The 16,600-nt window shown below is 52.0% G+C and carries 13 protein-coding genes and 1 pseudogene; 12 read left to right on the top strand and 2 right to left on the bottom strand.

Translation table 11 applies throughout. The features are described 5' to 3' along the window. Positions 1-165 precede the first annotated feature (165 nt). Both DLM_RS23225 and DLM_RS20560 read left to right on the top strand, forming a co-directional pair. Positions 166-531 carry a hypothetical protein gene (locus DLM_RS23225; protein WP_145985909.1) on the top strand — a complete coding sequence of 122 codons (366 nt, stop codon included), beginning with the start codon at positions 166-168 and terminating at the stop codon, positions 529-531. A gap of 106 nt (positions 532-637) precedes the next feature. Continuing rightward, a complete protein-coding gene (locus tag DLM_RS20560; RefSeq protein ID WP_167467184.1) occupies positions 638-1,276 on the top strand; it encodes a DUF4145 domain-containing protein in 639 nt (212 codons plus the stop codon). 383 nt (positions 1,277-1,659) lie between these two features. On the opposite strand, the gene DLM_RS20555 is transcribed toward DLM_RS20560, so the two are convergent. Beyond that, entirely contained in the window at positions 1,660-3,810 is a 2,151-nt protein-coding gene (locus DLM_RS20555) for a nuclease-related domain-containing protein (protein WP_089083020.1), read from the bottom strand. 491 nt (positions 3,811-4,301) lie between these two features. On the opposite strand from DLM_RS20555, the gene DLM_RS23220 reads away from it, so the two are divergent. Genes DLM_RS23220 through DLM_RS23215 form a run of 3 tightly spaced genes read left to right on the top strand, consistent with a single transcriptional unit; the run spans position 4,302 to position 5,982 of the window. Continuing rightward, entirely contained in the window at positions 4,302-4,805 is a 504-nt protein-coding gene (locus DLM_RS23220) for a hypothetical protein (protein WP_145985908.1), read from the top strand. Continuing rightward, positions 4,802-5,575 carry a hypothetical protein gene (locus DLM_RS20550; protein WP_089083021.1) on the top strand — a complete coding sequence of 258 codons (774 nt, stop codon included), beginning with the start codon at positions 4,802-4,804 and terminating at the stop codon, positions 5,573-5,575. The genes DLM_RS23220 and DLM_RS20550 overlap by 4 nt, the downstream gene beginning before the upstream one ends. Further along, on the top strand, positions 5,572-5,982 hold the full coding sequence (locus DLM_RS23215) for a hypothetical protein (protein ID WP_145985907.1): 411 nt from the start codon (positions 5,572-5,574) through the stop codon (positions 5,980-5,982). The genes DLM_RS20550 and DLM_RS23215 overlap by 4 nt, the downstream gene beginning before the upstream one ends. Here DLM_RS23215 and DLM_RS20545 read toward each other — a convergent pair. Beyond that, positions 5,969-7,119, bottom strand: a protein-coding gene (locus tag DLM_RS20545) for an IS3 family transposase (RefSeq protein ID WP_119313209.1) whose coding sequence is annotated in 2 segments (ribosomal slippage) — positions 5,969-6,882 and positions 6,882-7,119 — 1,152 coding nt in all. Because the reading frame shifts where the segments join, the coding sequence is not laid out codon by codon here. The genes DLM_RS23215 and DLM_RS20545 overlap by 14 nt on opposite strands. 1,099 nt (positions 7,120-8,218) lie before the next feature. On the opposite strand from DLM_RS20545, the pseudogene DLM_RS24095 reads away from it, so the two are divergent. From DLM_RS24095 to DLM_RS20520, 7 genes and pseudogenes are all read left to right on the top strand, one after another. Next, positions 8,219-8,290: pseudogene (locus tag DLM_RS24095) on the top strand (hypothetical protein); the annotation flags it as partial. Then, positions 8,271-11,648 (top strand): DUF3320 domain-containing protein, encoded by a 3,378-nt coding sequence (locus tag DLM_RS20540; RefSeq protein WP_420000724.1) that lies wholly within the window; start codon positions 8,271-8,273, stop codon positions 11,646-11,648. The pseudogene DLM_RS24095 and the gene DLM_RS20540, both read left to right, overlap by 20 nt. Positions 11,649-11,746: 98 nt before the next feature. Continuing rightward, a complete protein-coding gene (locus DLM_RS20535; protein WP_089083049.1) occupies positions 11,747-13,600 on the top strand; it encodes a GmrSD restriction endonuclease domain-containing protein in 1,854 nt (617 codons plus the stop codon). Between the two features lie 176 nt (positions 13,601-13,776). Next, a complete protein-coding gene (locus DLM_RS23210; RefSeq protein ID WP_145985906.1) occupies positions 13,777-14,139 on the top strand; it encodes a hypothetical protein in 363 nt (120 codons plus the stop codon). Positions 14,140-14,463: 324 nt separating this feature from the next. Next, positions 14,464-15,558 carry a hypothetical protein gene (locus DLM_RS23205; RefSeq protein ID WP_145985905.1) on the top strand — a complete coding sequence of 365 codons (1,095 nt, stop codon included), beginning with the start codon at positions 14,464-14,466 and terminating at the stop codon, positions 15,556-15,558. 424 nt (positions 15,559-15,982) lie between these two features. After that, positions 15,983-16,252 (top strand): ribbon-helix-helix domain-containing protein, encoded by a 270-nt coding sequence (locus tag DLM_RS20525; protein WP_089083051.1) that lies wholly within the window; start codon positions 15,983-15,985, stop codon positions 16,250-16,252. Continuing rightward, the gene (locus DLM_RS20520; protein WP_089083052.1) at positions 16,249-16,566 is read left to right on the top strand and encodes a type II toxin-antitoxin system RelE/ParE family toxin; all 318 of its coding nucleotides are present in this window, start codon (positions 16,249-16,251) and stop codon (positions 16,564-16,566) included. Before DLM_RS20525 ends, DLM_RS20520 begins: the two co-directional genes overlap by 4 nt. The last annotated feature ends 34 nt before the right edge of the window (positions 16,567-16,600 follow it).

The following is a 16,600-nucleotide window of genomic DNA, read 5'->3' as shown; positions in this document are numbered from 1 at the left end:
GTCCCGCTCTTCGTGGACAGCGGGACAGACCAGTGGGCAACTATACAGACCCCGCTAGGACAAAGTTCTTGAAAGCATGCGTTTGAGTTGCAATACTGTGTGTCACAGTAAAGTTCTGTTTTATTTGTTCATTGGCATCAATAATTAAGTGAGAAAAGACTATTAATGATGAAAGTTTATGAATTTTCCAATCCGACTGAAAGGAATGGCTACTGCCTTTTTGATGATGAACTGGAAAGAAATCCACTCGTATTTTTTCATGCCACTCCCAAAAAAAATATTGAATCAATAATAAATAACGGATTTAAGTTTGGGCCAACTCTTCAGTCTATTTCATATGCCAATAGAAGTTCAAGCTGCTTAGCCCATCGCGGGAGAAGTGTTGCTGAAGATTATGCAGTCTTTGTTGTTGAGTTTGCATCATTGGATAACATTAAGATAAATCCGTCTGATATTCATGTATATCGTGAAGACATTCAGCCCATTATCAAGGGGTATTGTATTGTTCCAAAGGAATACATTTTCAGTTAATTACGAGAGACCCTTCAAACTAATATCCATTTTCCCTAGATGGTTAGGAGCCCTCTGCCAATACTTCGGTGGCAATAAGTTAAGGCTATAAACATCAAAATACAATATGCAAAAATACTACCCGCCCGAGCATAAAAAAAGAGAATTCCATTGCATTCATTGTGGAGTTTTTTCATCACAGCATTGGCGTGAATTTTATTTTCACTCCGCCCATGGAAGCTACTCTACCCACCAGTCGTTAAATTTCTGCATCTGCTCTCATTGCAAAGAATGGTCATATTGGTATGAAGGAAGGATGATTGTTCCATCTGCAGCTCCAGTCCCACCTGCACATCCAGACATGCCAGAGTCATGTCTGCTTGATTACAATGAGGCTAGGGAAGTTGTTGCGACTTCCCCTCGTGCTGCTTCTGCCTTGTTGAGGTTATCACTCCAAAAACTAATGTCCGAGCTTGGAGAGAGAGGCAAGAACATCAACGACGATATCGGGTCATTAGTAACCAAAGGCCTGCCAATCGAAGTCCAGCAGGCTTTAGACTTCTGTCGGGTCGTTGGAAACAATGCCGTGCATCCTGGCGAAATTGAAATAAACGACACTCCAGAAATTGCTCACAACCTATTCACGATGATGAATTTCATCATTGAAGACCGAATATCAAGACCAAAATACATCTCGGCGTTGTACAGCCAACTTCCAGAAGGTGCGCGAAAAGCAATTGAAAAACGGGATGGCGCAGAGACTTAACCCTTTGCTCATACAGGACCGCGCAGGAGCGCACTGTGTTTTAGCTTTCTATTAACGTCGGCTATCCGGACTGCTACTGCCTTCATTTTACGAACTTACCAAATTTTTGAATGGCTGGAACTGGCCGAGAGCAGCCCACCGTCCAATTCTTAAAACGACCCATTACAGTCAATCATCACTCAGGGCTGAATAACGGCTATGCAGCGGTTCCGGTCGGAGAGGGCCGCATACTCAACTCACGGTCTAGGCTGGGTTGCAGTCATCGGGAATCAGCAATCTCTTGGGGCCGATGATAGGTTTCAAGCGTACTGCTGACCTTGACAACACCCCAGAAGTTGTCTGGCCATGCAAGGTGCGCTAGCGTGATGCCCTCGCGCCCTCGTTTAGTCCAAGCAGCACTTCTTATACTTGCGTCCGCTGCCACAGCGGCACGGCTCGTTCCTCCCTAGTTTTATGCGGCTGACCCCTCGCGTGTATTGAGGAAGGACGTCGAGAACCCGAGCCGCCGGCTTCATGTTCGCGGTTAGCTGGTCCAACTCCTCCGAGGGCTCCCACGGAAAGTCCAATGTGACACCAAACTGGACTTGCCCATCCGGGTTCACGGAGACGCCAAACCATTGCCTCGCACGTTGCTGGTACTTGCGTTTGACGCAGTGGGTCTCCAGCACGGCAATCGATTCGGGAGACAGCGTTGGATTGCAATGGAAGCTTACCCCGCCCGGTGTTGTGCTCGACGCGAGCGTCACGTCGTGTCGCTTCCCGTCGCACTGCACCTTCCGCGTGATGGTCTCGAGTACGCTGTGGACGTTTTTGCACGAATCTTCGTCCATAGAAAGGAGGTGGAACCCGAGTTCGAGAGTTGCCGGGTCTGCCCTCGTCTCAATTTCTTTGATGAGACTCTCGTAGCGAGTTCCGCGCATCTTAGTGAGGATACCAGCCGGCGTATCGTCTCCAGGCAGGTTATCCCTACGAACCATCATCGCCGTGTCTAGGTCTCGAGCGATGGAGTCCTCGAGCATGACGGTGTTGTAATTGTCATCCAGCCAGAGGTTCTGTTTCAGGTGGTAGCCGAGGACTGTCAGCTCATGCCCGCTCATCAGCTTGTCCACGACTGCCACGCGCAACTTCACGTAGCTCAATAATCGCAGCGGCGTCGTCAGCATTTCAGTCAGCGTGTCGAGAAGGAATACGTCCATTACGAACGGAGGCCGGATAACATCGGTGGTCTGGAATTTCAGCGACTGGCTTGCCTGAAAGGCCAGCGCAGGATAGTGTTCCGACACGAGGCTGAACAGGAAGGCCTCTTTGATGCTCGGGGGCAAGCCGACTTCATTTCCTTTGTCGTCCACTAAGCGACATTCGCCAGCGAGAATCTCGTTGGCGCAAGTCCAACCCTGGTCGTAGGAATCCTGAATGGCAGCAGCGAAGTCTGCCTTCAGCTGATTGTCGTTCCCCTTGCGGGCTGAGATGGTCAGCTTCTTCGCCTTCGCCTGCACGATGATGAGCCGGTCACCGTAAATGACCAGAACATCAGCTTCACCCACGATGTCCTTGCCACGATGCAGGTTCACGTTCGTATAGACGTGCTCGCAGCCAAAGACTCCGGCCAGCCGGCGCGCAGCGAACTGCTCGGCGAAGGCGCCGCGATGCTTGGAGGCCGTCGGGCGGTAGGGCTTGTCATCCAACATCCAGAAGAACGGAGACTCGTATAGCGCCTCGTAAATGGCGTAGTGCGAGAAGAGGAGCACGGTCCCGCGGTCGGTAAGTAGCAGCGGCCGGGCTGCGACCTCATTGAAGTCCCCCACTTCCTTGAACGCCGCGTTATCCCCCACGAAGAGGAACGCGTGGAAGAACGCTTTGACCACCCCCTGCGCAATACCACTGCGAAACGCCACCTCATCCAGCGAGAACTCGAATGCGGGCAGGAAAGTTGCGGGTGGAGCCTTGGCAGCTCGAGCATCCGCAAAGAGTCGCGTCCCCTTTTCGTCCATCAAGGCGCACATCGTCTTTGCGATGGTCCGCGCCTGGCCGGAGGTGAAGCCCTTCGTCTTAAGCATCCAGTCATCATCGGCCCCGTACTTCTCGGGCACTAGGTCCCTGTACTGGAAGGCGTAGGCCGACTCGGTACCATAGAAGATGGGCTCTCGTATTCCCAGGCCGCACCACGGGTTTGGCGGCTCAGCGCCCGCGTTCAACGCCTCGAACATGGCAGCGAACATGGGGTAGGACATCGCATCGTGCAGTTCCCGCAAAAGGGCATCTGTGCGCTTGACGTAGCCCTCGACCACATCAGTCGGCTGCAGGGAAAGGTCCAATGGCTTTTTCGCCATCAGGCCAATCAGCGTCGTCAATTCCGTCCGAATGAGGCGCTCGCTGCTGAACAAACGGTCCATGTCAGACGGCTTCAGCTTACCCTTGATGTGGATGACGTTGTCGCGATGGCAAATGTGTGCAACCGCATGAGCGTATCCGGGCGACGCGGCTAGCGTGGTCAGGTCCTCCAGAATCTGGGATTCCTCCCGCGGCTTATCCATAGTCCCTCCTTTCAAGTTGGCAATCGGCTGTGCGTTCGTCTCGCTAGCCGCCTCCGGTAAAGTTCAATGTCAGGTCTCGTCAGCAGCTGACTTTCGGGCTTCAAACCCGAGCGAGAGTAGCCTGCCTGAAGCGGTCACTCGCCTTGCGAACGCAAGGGGCGGCTCATGGCCGTAAGCGGCTAGTTTCAGCAATCATCATTGCTGGGCTGACTGACTACAGGCGACCCCAGAGACCACTCCTAAGTACCTTATGCACATAGCAAATTAAATTTCAGCCTATCAATACAGTTATCCCGCACTCAAGTTGCAGGAAGCGATGGCATTCCAGATACTGCTCACGTTGCTTGAAAACCCCCACTCCATCACCTAAGTTTGGTAGATGTCAGTGCAACGCTGACCTGCTGTTTTGAGATATGACCTGTTTTCGTTGATATATGACACCGCTACCGCGGGCACCCGCTATTTGTGAGAGGGTACGGCGGGAGTTGGCAATGGAACAGGCTACCAAAAAAAGTACAGAGTCATACACCTTAAAGGGCATGACATGTGTGCCTATGGGTATCGTTTGCCCCTGCGATACCCTTGTAGATACGTGCAACCAAGCGCGAAATGCCATTTGCTCGGCTGCCTTGGTTTTTCGCCAAAATCCTGCCTTTTCGGCCCTCAACCTCTCCCACGTCTCCACACCTTCACGCTACAGCAGGCTGTCAGCACCACCATCGCAAGTAAATTTTTTTAAAAAATTTTTATTGCAAAAACACCGTTTTATTGCTGGCAGTTTTCACGAAAATTCCACCAACTTCGGCAAATGTGGGGCTATTTTTCATCAAAATACTGCAGTAAGCTGCGCAGCAACAAGTTCAACTGAGTGCCAAATGCTGCGTCTAAACCGTACTGCGATATCGCGATTTGTACCGACTTCGGTCTGTGCCAACGCCGCGCATCGCTCCACTACTTCAGCTTTCCATCTTCACACTGTCGTAGGTTTACGATGACTCGTATATCGCACACCTACGGCCGTCGCAGCCGCCGACACGAGTCAGACTCCGGTATCCGCCAAGTTGCCTCCACCTTTGGCAAGCCGAAGTTCAGCACCTTCAATGAGAAGGCATCGGGCCACATCAATGTTGAACACAATCCCGAGCGCCTGATTTCGCACTTGCTTGCGATTGACCCGCGAGTCAAAGCCTTTCAGCCGCAGCCATTCAGCGTAGACCTGGTTGACCAGCGCCTGCTGTTGACCAAGGAAGCAAAAAGCGAGGCTTGGCATCGTCATCGCGATGTGGAAGGTGAAAAGCTATACACCCCAGACTTCAGCATCAGTTGGGCTGATGGGCTGTTCGCTGCGGTAGAAGTCAAAACCGAGGGGTTTGAAGGGCCAGAGGCGTATTGGGACAAGATTGCCTGGGCTCGCCCGATTCTGAACGCCAATGGCTATCCTCTTCGCACCGTCATTATTCCAGCAGACGCCAACCATCCGGTTCGGGCAAATGCCTGGCAGCTCAAGCAAGCGGCCACCAAGATTGAGACGTATCTGAACGACGCAATCGTTGAGAAAGTCATTGAGTACTGTGAAGACGGGCCGGTCACGATGTCTGCCTTATGCAAAGACTTGCAGCTCCATCCAGGATTGATTCCGGTCTTGCTTGTTGCTGGCGTATTGAGCGGCGACATAGGGTACCGCCGCATGGGGGGCACATTAGAACTGAGCTTGGCTTATGGCGACCTTGGTCATCTGTGCTTGCTAGAGGTGCTCGAACAATGATTCGCACTTTACGTTTGCATGACAAAGTTGCTTCACTGCAGAAACCAGATGCCTACCTGGAAGTACTCGACGCAAAGCCAAAGAAAGGCTGGATAAAGGTCTTCGATGCTGAGCAACACGTAGAACGTTACGTTGAAGCCGTGAAGCTGCAGTCCGCGATTCATGATGGTTCATTAACTGTTCTCCGCCCAGGTCGTCCTCGCGCATCGCTTGCAGGTCAGGCAACGGACGAGGTGTTGATTGAACAGAACAGCAACATCCGCAAAATCATGCGTGACATTTGCGACATCCAGCGCCATCAGGGATGTAGTTTTCTACAGGCTTACCGTCGGGCAAAAGAGTTATATCAGCAGCAACAAGGCTCGCCTCTAGCACTGAATCGCCCCGGCTTCTCTAGACACTCTTGAGCCGTTGGAAATATTGCTTCTCAAACTCTACCGGCGATAGCCCGTTTGCGGAACCATGCCGGCGTTTCGGGTTGTAGAACATTTCGATGTAATCGAAGATATCCCGCCGGGCCTCCTCCCTGTCGTGATAGGTTTTGCGCTTGATGCGCTCCCGCTTCAGCAACTGGAAGAAACTCTCTGCCACGGCATTGTCGTGGCAGTTCCCACGCCGACTCATGCTGGGCACCAAGCGATGAGCTTTCAAGAAGTCCTGCCAATCGTAGCTACTGAACTGACTTCCTTGGTCGGAATGCACCAGTACCTCCTGCTTGGGCTGACGTCGCCATACCGCCATCAACAGGGCATTCAGCACCAGCTCTCTATCGATACGTGACTGCATCGACCAGCCAATCACCTGCCGCGAGAACAGGTCCAGCACCACCGCCAGGTACAACCACCCCTCATGCGTGCGGATATAAGTGATGTCGGTCACCCAAGCTTTATTCGGTTCATTCACGGTGAACTGGCGTTGCAGGTGGTTAGGTGCCACCACTGCCGGGCGGCCACGGTAATGCCCAGGACGCCGGTGGTAACCCGTCTGCGAACGTAAGCCTTCCTGCTTCATCAGCCGAGCCACACGATGTTTGCCACAGCGCTCTCCCTGAGCCTGCAAGTCGTCATGCACCTTGCGATAGCCATAGACACCGCCACTTTCGAGCCACGCCTGCTTGATGTGCTCCAGCAAGCGCTGGTCTTCACGCGCTCGTGGTGAATGCGGGGATGCTTTCCAGGCGTAGTAGCCACTGGGATGCACCGACATAACACGACACAGACGTCGAATAGGGAACTGCTGTGCATGGGCCCGGATGAAGGCATACCTTACCCGGACTCCTTGGCAAAGTATGCGGCGGCCTTTTTTAGGATGTCGCGCTCCTCGGTGACCCGTTTGAGCTCTGCCTTGAGACGTCGGATTTCGGCTTGCTGGTCTGCGGGTTCGGCCGGTTGGGCGCGCTTGGGGTCGAAGCGTTTCAGCCATTGATACAGGCTGTGGGCAGATACGCCGAGACGGCTGGCGACTTCGGCCACTGGGTAACCACGCTCGGTTACCTGTTTGACTGCTTCAATCTTGAACGCTTCGGGGAAACGCGGCTTGCTCATGACACCTCCTTGTGGGGCCTAGTGTGAGGCTCGCGAAGTGTCTAGGAAAGGAGGGGCGATTCAATTGGCCCCCAGGTACAGGCAAGAGCCAAACCATTTCGAATCTGATTGCTCAATGCCTCGCAGAACGGAAGCGAGTGCTCTTTGTTTCCGAGAAAATGGCCGCGCTTGATGTTGTTTATCGGCGCCTTGCAGATGTTGGCCTCGGTAATTTTTGTCTTGAACTGCATTCGAACAAAGCACGCAAAACGGATGTGTTAGAACAGCTTCGCCGTTCCTGGGATGGAGCTGCAGCAATAGCCCCTGAAGAGTGGCAGTCAGAAGCAGAACGACTAGAAGGGCTTCGTGCACAATTGAATCGGTATGTTGAACGGTTACATGTTCGACATTCGAATGGAATGAGTGTGTACGAGGCTATTGGTAGGGTAGTTGCCGGACAAGACCTTCCAGTACTCCACCTCTCATGGCCAACAGCGCAAGCGCATGGTGTAAAAGATATGCACACTCTGCGGGAAACCGCAGAACTGCTTGATGTTCATGCCAAAGTAATTGGTAGTGAGCAACTTACCGCAAGCCCACTAGCACATGTCGCTCAAACGGAGTGGTCGCCATTATGGCAGTCAGCATTGCTGGAGGCGGCTCAGGGAGTTGGACCTGCGGTACAGGCCTTCGAGGAGGCTACAGGTGTACTTACCTCTGCTATCGGAATCCCAGCACTACAAATGGAGCCACGAGTCCGTGAAGGACTCCGGCTGCTTGCAAACACGCTACCTGCGGCATCAGGTCACGACTGGCAGTTTGTCTTGCGTCCAGATGCAAAGGCAATAGCTGAAAACCTTTGCCAAGCCGCTCCGTTAGTTGAACGTTATCGTGAACTGCTGGGTGCGTTATCCGCCCCATGCAGTAATCAAGTCCTTGAAGATATTCGGCTGGGTATCTCGCAGCTCTCCCGCTACTTGGAGCTTAAAGAACACCTTTCGCCCCCTTGGAATGAGAGCCTCCGCTCCCGGCTTGGCGTTGGAATCAAGTTGCTACGAAATCGCCAGGAGCTGATTAGTCAGCTGACGATTCCGTATCAAGAAGGAATTTCCACCGCCACAGTGCATCAGCTACAACAGGACTGGCTGGAGCTACAGAATTCATCATGGCCGATGACCGTGATGCGCCGTAAAACATTGGTCAAGAAGCTCAAAGGGCTGGCAAATGGAAGCGGTGAACCGGACATTGGCACGGACATTGAGTGCCTGGTGAAGCTCGACAAGCTTCATGCCGATATTAAACTGTTTGAAGACCTATCACTGCTCACCTCGAATGCATGGTCTGGGGTGAAGACGGACCTCGATGTTGCTCGTGCTGCATTTGCATTCCAGTCCGCACTTGAACAAGCACGTTCCCGCCAAGCATGGGAAGACATTGGCCTTGACCCCGTCAGCCATGGTCGATGTGGTGACATCGCACGTGAAGACATCCTGCGCATGCGGGAAATGCGTCAGATAGAGCAGGTTATCAATCGACTATCTGGCCTGGATAAGGAATCCAATGGGGTTTGGTCAGGCTTTGAGACGGACCTTGCTGTTGCAAAAATATTTGTCATCTTTCAAGGCGCATTGCTATCGGCTCGAAGCAACACCCCATGGCAAGATGATGGTTTAGATGCTATCGAAAATGGTCGCGCGGGAGTAGCCGCAGCTGCAGACCTCAAGAAAATGCGAGAAATGGTCTCGCTTCAAGAGCGGCTGAAAGAATTCGAGGACTTGTCTTCCAAAACATCTGGCTTGTGGAATGGACTGCAGACGAAAGTTGAAGCGATTGCGCCCGCTCTCCGTTTTTACGAGGCACTAACCACCTCACTTTCTGTGCTTGCTACTACGCCTGAAGCACTTGCTGCCATTAAGGCGCCAATTGCACTGCTACTAGGCGATAGTAACGTCCTGCTTGGGTCTACCGGAGCCATTGCTAGTGCGGGGCGTACCTATGCAAATGCATTGAGTTCCTTTGATGAGGCCATTACCCGCTTCAGCATCACCAGTGGCTTGCCTGAATCCGACAAAGTAACGCTTGGAGGACTACTACCCAGCGACGTCCTACAGCGTGCCGAAGGTGTACTCCATACATCAAATAGATTGAATGCGTGGTGTGCGTGGCGTAAGACACGCCAACAGGCACTGTCATTGGGGCTCGCCAATGTCGTTAAGGGCCTGGAGCAAGGAAATATTCAACTTGGCCAAGTAAAAGAAACCTTCGAAACGGACTACTGCCGATGGTGGCTGAATGCAGTGGTCGACCGGGACGATGTGCTCCGAACCTTTGTTTCTGCTGAGCATGAAAAGCGTATTCGTGATTTCAGAGAGCTGGATGAGCGCTTTACTAGCCTCACTCAGGCATTAGTACGTGCACAGCTTTCTGCTGGTCACCCATCACCTGAACGAGTTTCACATGGGTCCGAGTGGGGTCTACTGCGTTACGAAATGCAGAAAAAAACGCGCCATCTACCCTTACGAGAGCTGGTGACTCGTGCATCAGACGCCGTGATGAGCTTGACCCCCTGCTTACTCATGAGTCCATTGTCCATTGCTCAATTTCTTCCTGCTGAGACAGCGAATTTTGACGTGGTCATCTTCGATGAGGCATCGCAGATACCAGTTTGGGATGCTATCGGTGCAATGGCTCGCGGGAAGCAAGTCATTATGGTCGGTGACCCTAAACAATTGCCGCCGACCAGCTTCTTTGACCGTGCCGAATCCGATGCAGACGACAGTGATGTCGAGGCTGAACTTGAAAGCATCTTGGAAGAGTGTATCGGTGCCAATCTGCCAACGATGAAACTATCGTGGCACTACCGTAGCCGCCATGAAAGTTTGATAGCGTTCTCGAATTATCGCTATTACGACGGTGAGCTAGTTACATTCCCGAGCCCGCTGACCAATGACAGAGCGGTGAGTTTCACCCACGTGCCGAACGGACAATATGAGCGTGGTGCTTCACGGACAAACAAACCTGAAGCAAAGGCATTGGTCGCAGACCTTGTCGGTAAGCTGAAGTCACCTAGATTCCGAGATAGCGGGCTCACTATAGGGGTTGTCACCTTCAATGCAGAACAACAGTCTCTTATCGAGAATCTGTTGGACGATGAACGCCGTAAAGACCCCTCCATAGAGCCGTATTTCCTTGAGAGCCAACTGGAGCCTGTCTTCGTTAAGAACCTGGAAAGTGTTCAAGGTGATGAGCGAGACATCATGTATTTCTCCATTACATACGGTAATGCACCGGGAGTGACCGGTCCCGTTCCCATGAACTTCGGTCCGATGAACAAGCAAGGCGGCGAGCGACGTCTGAACGTGGCCATTACTCGGGCTCGACAGGAGCTACGTGTCTTTGGAAGCTTCCAACCAGAGCAAATGGACTTGTCGAGAACTCAGGCCCTGGGCGTACGCGACCTGAAGCACTTCCTTGAGTTTGCCGACCGTGGTGCTCGCGCTCTTGGTGAGAGCATCTATGGCAGCGTTGGTGATTTTGATAGTCCATTCGAGAAAGCTGTTGCCATCGCCCTTACGGAGAAAGGTTGGAAAGTTCACCCTCAGGTCGGTGTATCAGCGTTCCGTATCGACCTAGGCGTTGTTGACCCGGATGCACCCGGTCGCTATCTCGCTGGCGTGGAATGCGATGGTGCGACATACCACCGTTCCGCAACTGCCCGAGACCGCGACAAGCTTCGCGAGCAAGTATTACGGGGGCTGGGCTGGGAAATCATGCGGATATGGTCCACTGACTGGTGGATTGATATGCCAGGCACACTAGAGAAAATTCACTTACAACTTGAGTCGCGTTTGGCAGAGCAGCGTGCAGAAACTGCAAAAGCTGAAGAGCAGGCGGAGAAGCTTGCCCAACAGGCTATTGCAGATGCCATGGTGATGACGGAAGGTCAAGCTGAAGTAAGCATCAGCGATGCTGAGATGCTGACGAAGGACACTCACCAGTCTGTTGAAACCTATGCTCGAAATGCTGCCGTTACCCCCAATGCTCAACACCCTGGGTTCCAGTTCGTCGAGGCCGATTTAGCCTCGACTGGGTTGGAAGTAGATACCGGGGCATTTTTTGATGCTGAGTATGATGCCCAGCTCCTAAAAATGATTGAGCATGTAGTGCGCGTCGAAGGTCCTGTTCTTGATGAGGTTCTTGCTCGGCGGATTGCGCGTCTACATGGATGGGTCCGGACCGGAGCACGTATTCAGGAGCGGGTCGTTGGTCTTGCATCCATACATTACGACAGTGGGTCAGAGGATGTTGGTACGTTCTTCTGGGCCAAAGATAGCAGTTCAGCTGATGCGATTCGGTTCCGGCGGCCTGCAGAAGGCGTCGCCCGTTCCGTTGATGAAATTTCGTTGCCGGAATTAAAGGCACTTGCATTCGAAATGAGGGCCGCAGGGCATGACCAGGAAACAGGCATCCAAGCCATGGCCCGTGAAATCGGCTTGCGAAAACTTAGTGCAGTGAGCAGAGCCCGGCTTGAAAGTGCCTGGATGTCTTAAGTGGTAGCCAAACGCTGGCCAAGGCGTAATTTTGGGACGCGATTGCCCACAGGGGCGGGAATGATTCACTGCTTACAAAGAGAACAGAAAGGAAATCGATGAGCCACTTCGATAGCACCAAACGTTCATTGGAGGACGTGCTCAAGGACGTCAGTAACGGGAAAATTCAACTGCCAGATTTTCAGCGCGGTTGGGTCTGGGATGACAGCCATGTACGTAGTTTGCTGGTCAGCATTGCACGTTCGTTTCCAGTGGGTGCGGTAATGCTACTTGAAACTGGGGGAGAAACACGCTTCCAGATTCGCCCAGTAGAAGGCGTAAAGCTGCCAGAGAGCATTCCTGCCGCTGAGCTGCTGATTTTGGATGGCCAACAGCGACTGACTACTCTAACTCAGGTGCTATCTATTGATGGACCAGTAGCGACCCGTAATGAAAAAGGTCGTGCTATTGAGCGTTATTACTACTGGGACATTCAGCGTGCTCTCGAGGGAGTTGAGTCATTAGATGAAGCCATTATTGCAGTGGATGCCGACAAATGCCTGCGAGAAAACTTCGGTCGTGATATCAAGCTGGACCTGTCGACCCCTGCCCATGAGTACGAACACCTTTATTTCCCCTGCCGCCAAACGATGAATTCTGATGCGTGGGAAGAAGGACTGCAGGAAGCCAAACCGGAACAATTCGGTCTCTACATGAAGTTCCGTAAACAGGTATTACAGGCATTTCGTAGCTATCAGCTTCCAGTCATTCAATTGCACAAGTCCACCAGCAAGGAAGCCGTGTGCCTGGTTTTCGAAAAAGTGAATACAGGTGGTGTGCCACTCAATGTCTTCGAACTTGTAACTGCGACCTATGCAGCTGATGGATATAACCTGCGCGATGACTGGTTTGGCAGCACAGCCCGTAAGGTGGATTCTCGGCATAAGCGATTGACTACCGAGCCAGTGCTGAGACCTCTGGAATCCACAGACTTCCTGCAAGCTATTGCCATGTTGTACACATTGAAACGTCGGAAAGCTGACCTCGAGGCCGGAAAAACAGGCAAGCAAGTCACTCCAGTAAGTGCAAAGCGCGCAACAATTCTGGAGATGCCTCTGGCGGCATACAAAGAGTGGGCTGATGCGATTGAGGAGGGATTCAAGCGTGCGGCAAAATTTCTGCGACGAGAATGTGTACGAGATGGCCGGGACCTGCCATACCGGACTCAGCTAGCTCCACTCGCAGCAGTAATGACCATTCTGGAAGAAAGATGGAAAGAGCCACGTATCTACGAAAAATTGGCACGTTGGTACTGGTGCGGCGTACTTGGAGAACTGTACGGTGGCGCGGTGGAAACCCGAATCGCCAATGATGTTGAAGACTTACTGACCTGGATTGAGAAAGGTGACTCTGCCCCGGAGCCTCGCACCATACACGATGCTGCATTCCGTCCAGACCGTCTTGACCGCATGACATCTCGTCTCAGTGCTGCCTACAAGGGCCTTAACGTCCTTCTCTTGCGCGGGAAGGCTGCGGACTTCTTCTGGAAAGGAACCATCTCTGAGCTAGAGGAAGAGAACGTTGCATTGGATATTCACCATATTTTCCCTCAAGACTGGTGCGAAAAGAAGGGTATCCCAAGGCAGCAATACAACACCGTTGTGAACAAGACTCCCCTGTCCTACAAGGCAAATCGAATGATAGGTGGCGTGGCACCATCCATATACCTAGGCAAAATTCAGCAGCATGAGCATGTCAAAATTGATGACAAAGAAATGGATGTCATCTTGAGCACGCATGCAATTAACCCGGCGCTGCTACGAAGTGATGATTTCTATGGTTTTTATTCAGCCCGTAAGCAAGCACTCCTAGAACTAATTGGGCATGCCATGGGCAAGACTCTGCTACACGTGGAGGCTGAGCAGGCTATTGATACATCCGAAGAAGAGGATGAGGAGCTGCAAGGAATATAAGCTGGCGGTGTCTTACATGCATGCCTGCAAATAAATTCATACTCTCAATGATGTGGCATGTGAGGAATGAGCATCTTCGAGGATGGCAACAGCCGAATGGTATGACCTATAAGCAGTGCCATCGCGGTAAATTTCTATCCTTCCCCAAGATTAGTTAGTACGCTAGGACTTGCTCCATGAGCCATAAAAAATGCACATCCCCCATCGAAAAAAAAATGATGTCCGATGGTACCGTTTTATTTTCAAGTTCACCTTCTCGACTGGGGAATGTGCCGCTCGAATACCAAGCAAGTCTCTATGCAAAAAAAGAGCGGGAGAGAGCTGCTAAGAATGATGCTAAGAATAAGAAAAAACTTGATGACCTTAAATCTGAGTTGAAAATCATGAAGGAATCACTGCGCAATTCAACTACTTCTCCAAATCAGGCTGAATTAGTGAAGAAAATTGCTGCTTTGGAAAAAGCAATTAAGAAGGTTCCAAAGCCAAAGCGCAGGTGGTCCCCCATTCTTCCCGGCTCCTTTGGGTCAAAAAGGTCATAACAACTATCATTCCATACAGTTCGGAACCATCTGACCAACTGGATGTGAGAGTCTAGCCGCTGCAAGGCTGCTTAGCAGAGATGATGGCAAGCCCACCAACAGAGCGAGCTTGCCTTACCTAAGTTGTTAATTTTTGGTCGGTGGGTTATTCCCACGTCCACCACCAGATGGATTGCCGGTACGGCTCGGCCAATTCGGATTGTCAGCGTCAGCATAGGCATGAATTGTCATGATGTTTTCCTTTCATGTGAGAAGTCTAGGTTTGGCGTCCTTGTTGGACGCAAACTATGCTCTCACCTCTACATTGGATGATGGTACCGCTGCATGGAAAACCTGTCTCCGAGCCTGAGCTCAGCCAATACCAACACTTCAGGAATGACGGTGGCTGAATTTCTTACTCCGCCATTTCAGCAAGTATCGGTTCTCCGTAAGTTAGGTCCGTATGGCAGGATGCTTCGCCTAGAACCAGCTACCCCAAAAGCCCCAGACCCTGAGTTTCTTGTGCGCCTTCTTACAGACCATGCTGGTCACCAGGCTCATATCCGGCATGGAGCTGGGAATCACTACAAGAATCTAGAAAATCTACTGAGGGGTACACATAAGGCTAGTTCAACAACAATAGATATATTGGCTAAGTGCTTAGGACTTCCACAGGGGTATCTTGAAGAAAAGGCAGGTAGTGCCGTTGATGGTCCATTAATGCCTGACATCCTTGCACTATTCAAAGTAATTGAAGGACTACCAATGCGTGTCACTTCCATTACCTTGAGTAGCGTAGTTCCCTGCCCTTGTTGTGGTGAGAATCTTTTAGCTGATGTAGATGCTTGGTGGTCAAATCATGCACCAGGTATAGGTAGGGCTGAATATCATTTTGTAGAACGTTTGTTGAATGCTCTTGTTGGCGTAGGTCTAGTTGAATCTTTCATTGCAAAGTACAGAAAGCCAGCACCTCTGGCTTTTGAAAATCTCGATAGACTGACGAATCCACTTCACCATCCGATTGGCAATTGGATTCGAGAAGCTCAAGCATCCCTATCTTGCAAAACGTTGTCTGCACTTGTCACTGACATGCAGCTGCGTGGCGGTATCGGAGCAACCTTCTCCTATGGCAGGTTAAAGAAGTGGTCCGCAGGCCAAGACGTCATGCCTTTGGCCGCAGGCGAGGCCATAGCGGAGGCTTACGGTCAGGCGAAGAGTGGGATAAAGCGATTGATGGCGGCACGCACAATTGCACTTGCTACTGACTTTGTTGCAGCCTCATGGCCCACCACAGTCCACGTCGTTAGCCGAGAGGAGGCGCAGAAGGTCGTACACGCTCGGCTTGTACAACTAGGCACCAATCTTCGAATCGCTATCGCAGCAATGGCCGGACAGACACCTCCACTCTCTAGGCTGTCAGCCAATACTGCGTCGTCTTAGATTGACTACACCCATAAGGGAAAACCGGCTAGAATTTACTCGCTGGCAGGTTGTTTTCGGATTACTTCTTGCTGACGATGGCTATCGCTCCTGATGGGAGTTTGGTTTTTCGGCCATCTCGGAAGCCTACATTCAAGGGATTGGGGGAGTAAATTCTCAGCTTATGAGTCGCATTTTCTCAGCATATGCGTCCCCACCAGCCCTAAGTCATTGAATGACAAGAGCAGGATTTCTCAGCTTATGCGTTCATCTACAGGTAGGCCACCGCAGCGCGTGCAAAGCTGCATGGCGCGAAGGTAAAAAAAGCGACCGGATTTTCTGGTCGCTTTTTTCTTGCCGCTGCTCACCACGGCCATATTGCTTGGTGGACAGTGGGCATTGTCGTGAGTAGGATTGAATCCTATTGATTTCAAAGGAGATTGCCATGCGGACCACCCAGCAAATGAGCATCACCCTGCCCAATGACATGGCAGAGGAGGTGAAGGCAAAAGTGCGCTCTGGAGAATACGCCAGTGAAAGCGAAGTCATCCGCGATGGACTACGCGCACTGATGGCACGAGACCGTGCCGTGGAAAGCTGGCTGCTCAATCAGGTAGGCCCGGCCTATGACGCCCTGAAAGCCGACCCGTCCCGCGCCGTCACCATAGACCAGGTGCGCGCCCGTCTGGCCGCCGAACACGCCAAGAAACCATGAGCCATCAGGTAGTGTTCAGCCCGGAAGCCATGGAGCAGCTTGCCGAGCTTTACCGCTACATCGCAGAGGCAGCATCGCCACATACCGCAGCGCAATACACCGAGGCAATCGTAAGCTACTGCGAAAACCTGCACACTTTTCCACTGCGCGGGACAAACCGCGACGAAGTGCGGCCAGGACTACGCATTACCCATTACAAGAAACGAACCGTCATTGCCTTCACCGTGGACGCCGACACGGTATCCATCATTGGCATCTTCTACGGCGGGCAAGACTACGCGGCCAGCTTGCAGGACATCGACACCAATACGTAAGCCTGGGAACGAGGCACACAGGCTAATCGCCGTT

Source organism: Aquitalea magnusonii, from assembly GCF_002217795.2.
GTDB lineage: Bacteria > Pseudomonadota > Gammaproteobacteria > Burkholderiales > Chromobacteriaceae > Aquitalea > Aquitalea magnusonii_B.
Note: the sequence above shows the minus strand (reverse complement) of the source record. Positions and strands in the feature narration are given on the sequence as shown.

Excerpts from the sequence above, each read along its gene's own strand:
- DLM_RS23225 (WP_145985909.1), top strand. The coding sequence starts at position 166 with ATGATGAAAGTTTATGAATTTTCCAATCCGACTGAAAGGAATGGCTAC.
- DLM_RS20555 (WP_089083020.1), bottom strand. The coding sequence starts at position 3,810 with ATGGATAAGCCGCGGGAGGAATCCCAGATTCTGGAGGACCTGACCACG.
- DLM_RS20560 (WP_167467184.1), top strand. The coding sequence starts at position 638 with ATGCAAAAATACTACCCGCCCGAGCATAAAAAAAGAGAATTCCATTGC.
- DLM_RS23205 (WP_145985905.1), top strand. The coding sequence starts at position 14,464 with ATGGAAAACCTGTCTCCGAGCCTGAGCTCAGCCAATACCAACACTTCA.
- DLM_RS20540 (WP_420000724.1), top strand. The coding sequence starts at position 8,271 with ATGACCGTGATGCGCCGTAAAACATTGGTCAAGAAGCTCAAAGGGCTG.
- DLM_RS20520 (WP_089083052.1), top strand. The coding sequence starts at position 16,249 with ATGAGCCATCAGGTAGTGTTCAGCCCGGAAGCCATGGAGCAGCTTGCC.
- DLM_RS20550 (WP_089083021.1), top strand. The coding sequence starts at position 4,802 with ATGACTCGTATATCGCACACCTACGGCCGTCGCAGCCGCCGACACGAG.
- DLM_RS20535 (WP_089083049.1), top strand. The coding sequence starts at position 11,747 with ATGAGCCACTTCGATAGCACCAAACGTTCATTGGAGGACGTGCTCAAG.
- DLM_RS23220 (WP_145985908.1), top strand. The coding sequence starts at position 4,302 with ATGGAACAGGCTACCAAAAAAAGTACAGAGTCATACACCTTAAAGGGC.
- DLM_RS20525 (WP_089083051.1), top strand. The coding sequence starts at position 15,983 with ATGCGGACCACCCAGCAAATGAGCATCACCCTGCCCAATGACATGGCA.
- DLM_RS23215 (WP_145985907.1), top strand. The coding sequence starts at position 5,572 with ATGATTCGCACTTTACGTTTGCATGACAAAGTTGCTTCACTGCAGAAA.
- DLM_RS23210 (WP_145985906.1), top strand. The coding sequence starts at position 13,777 with ATGAGCCATAAAAAATGCACATCCCCCATCGAAAAAAAAATGATGTCC.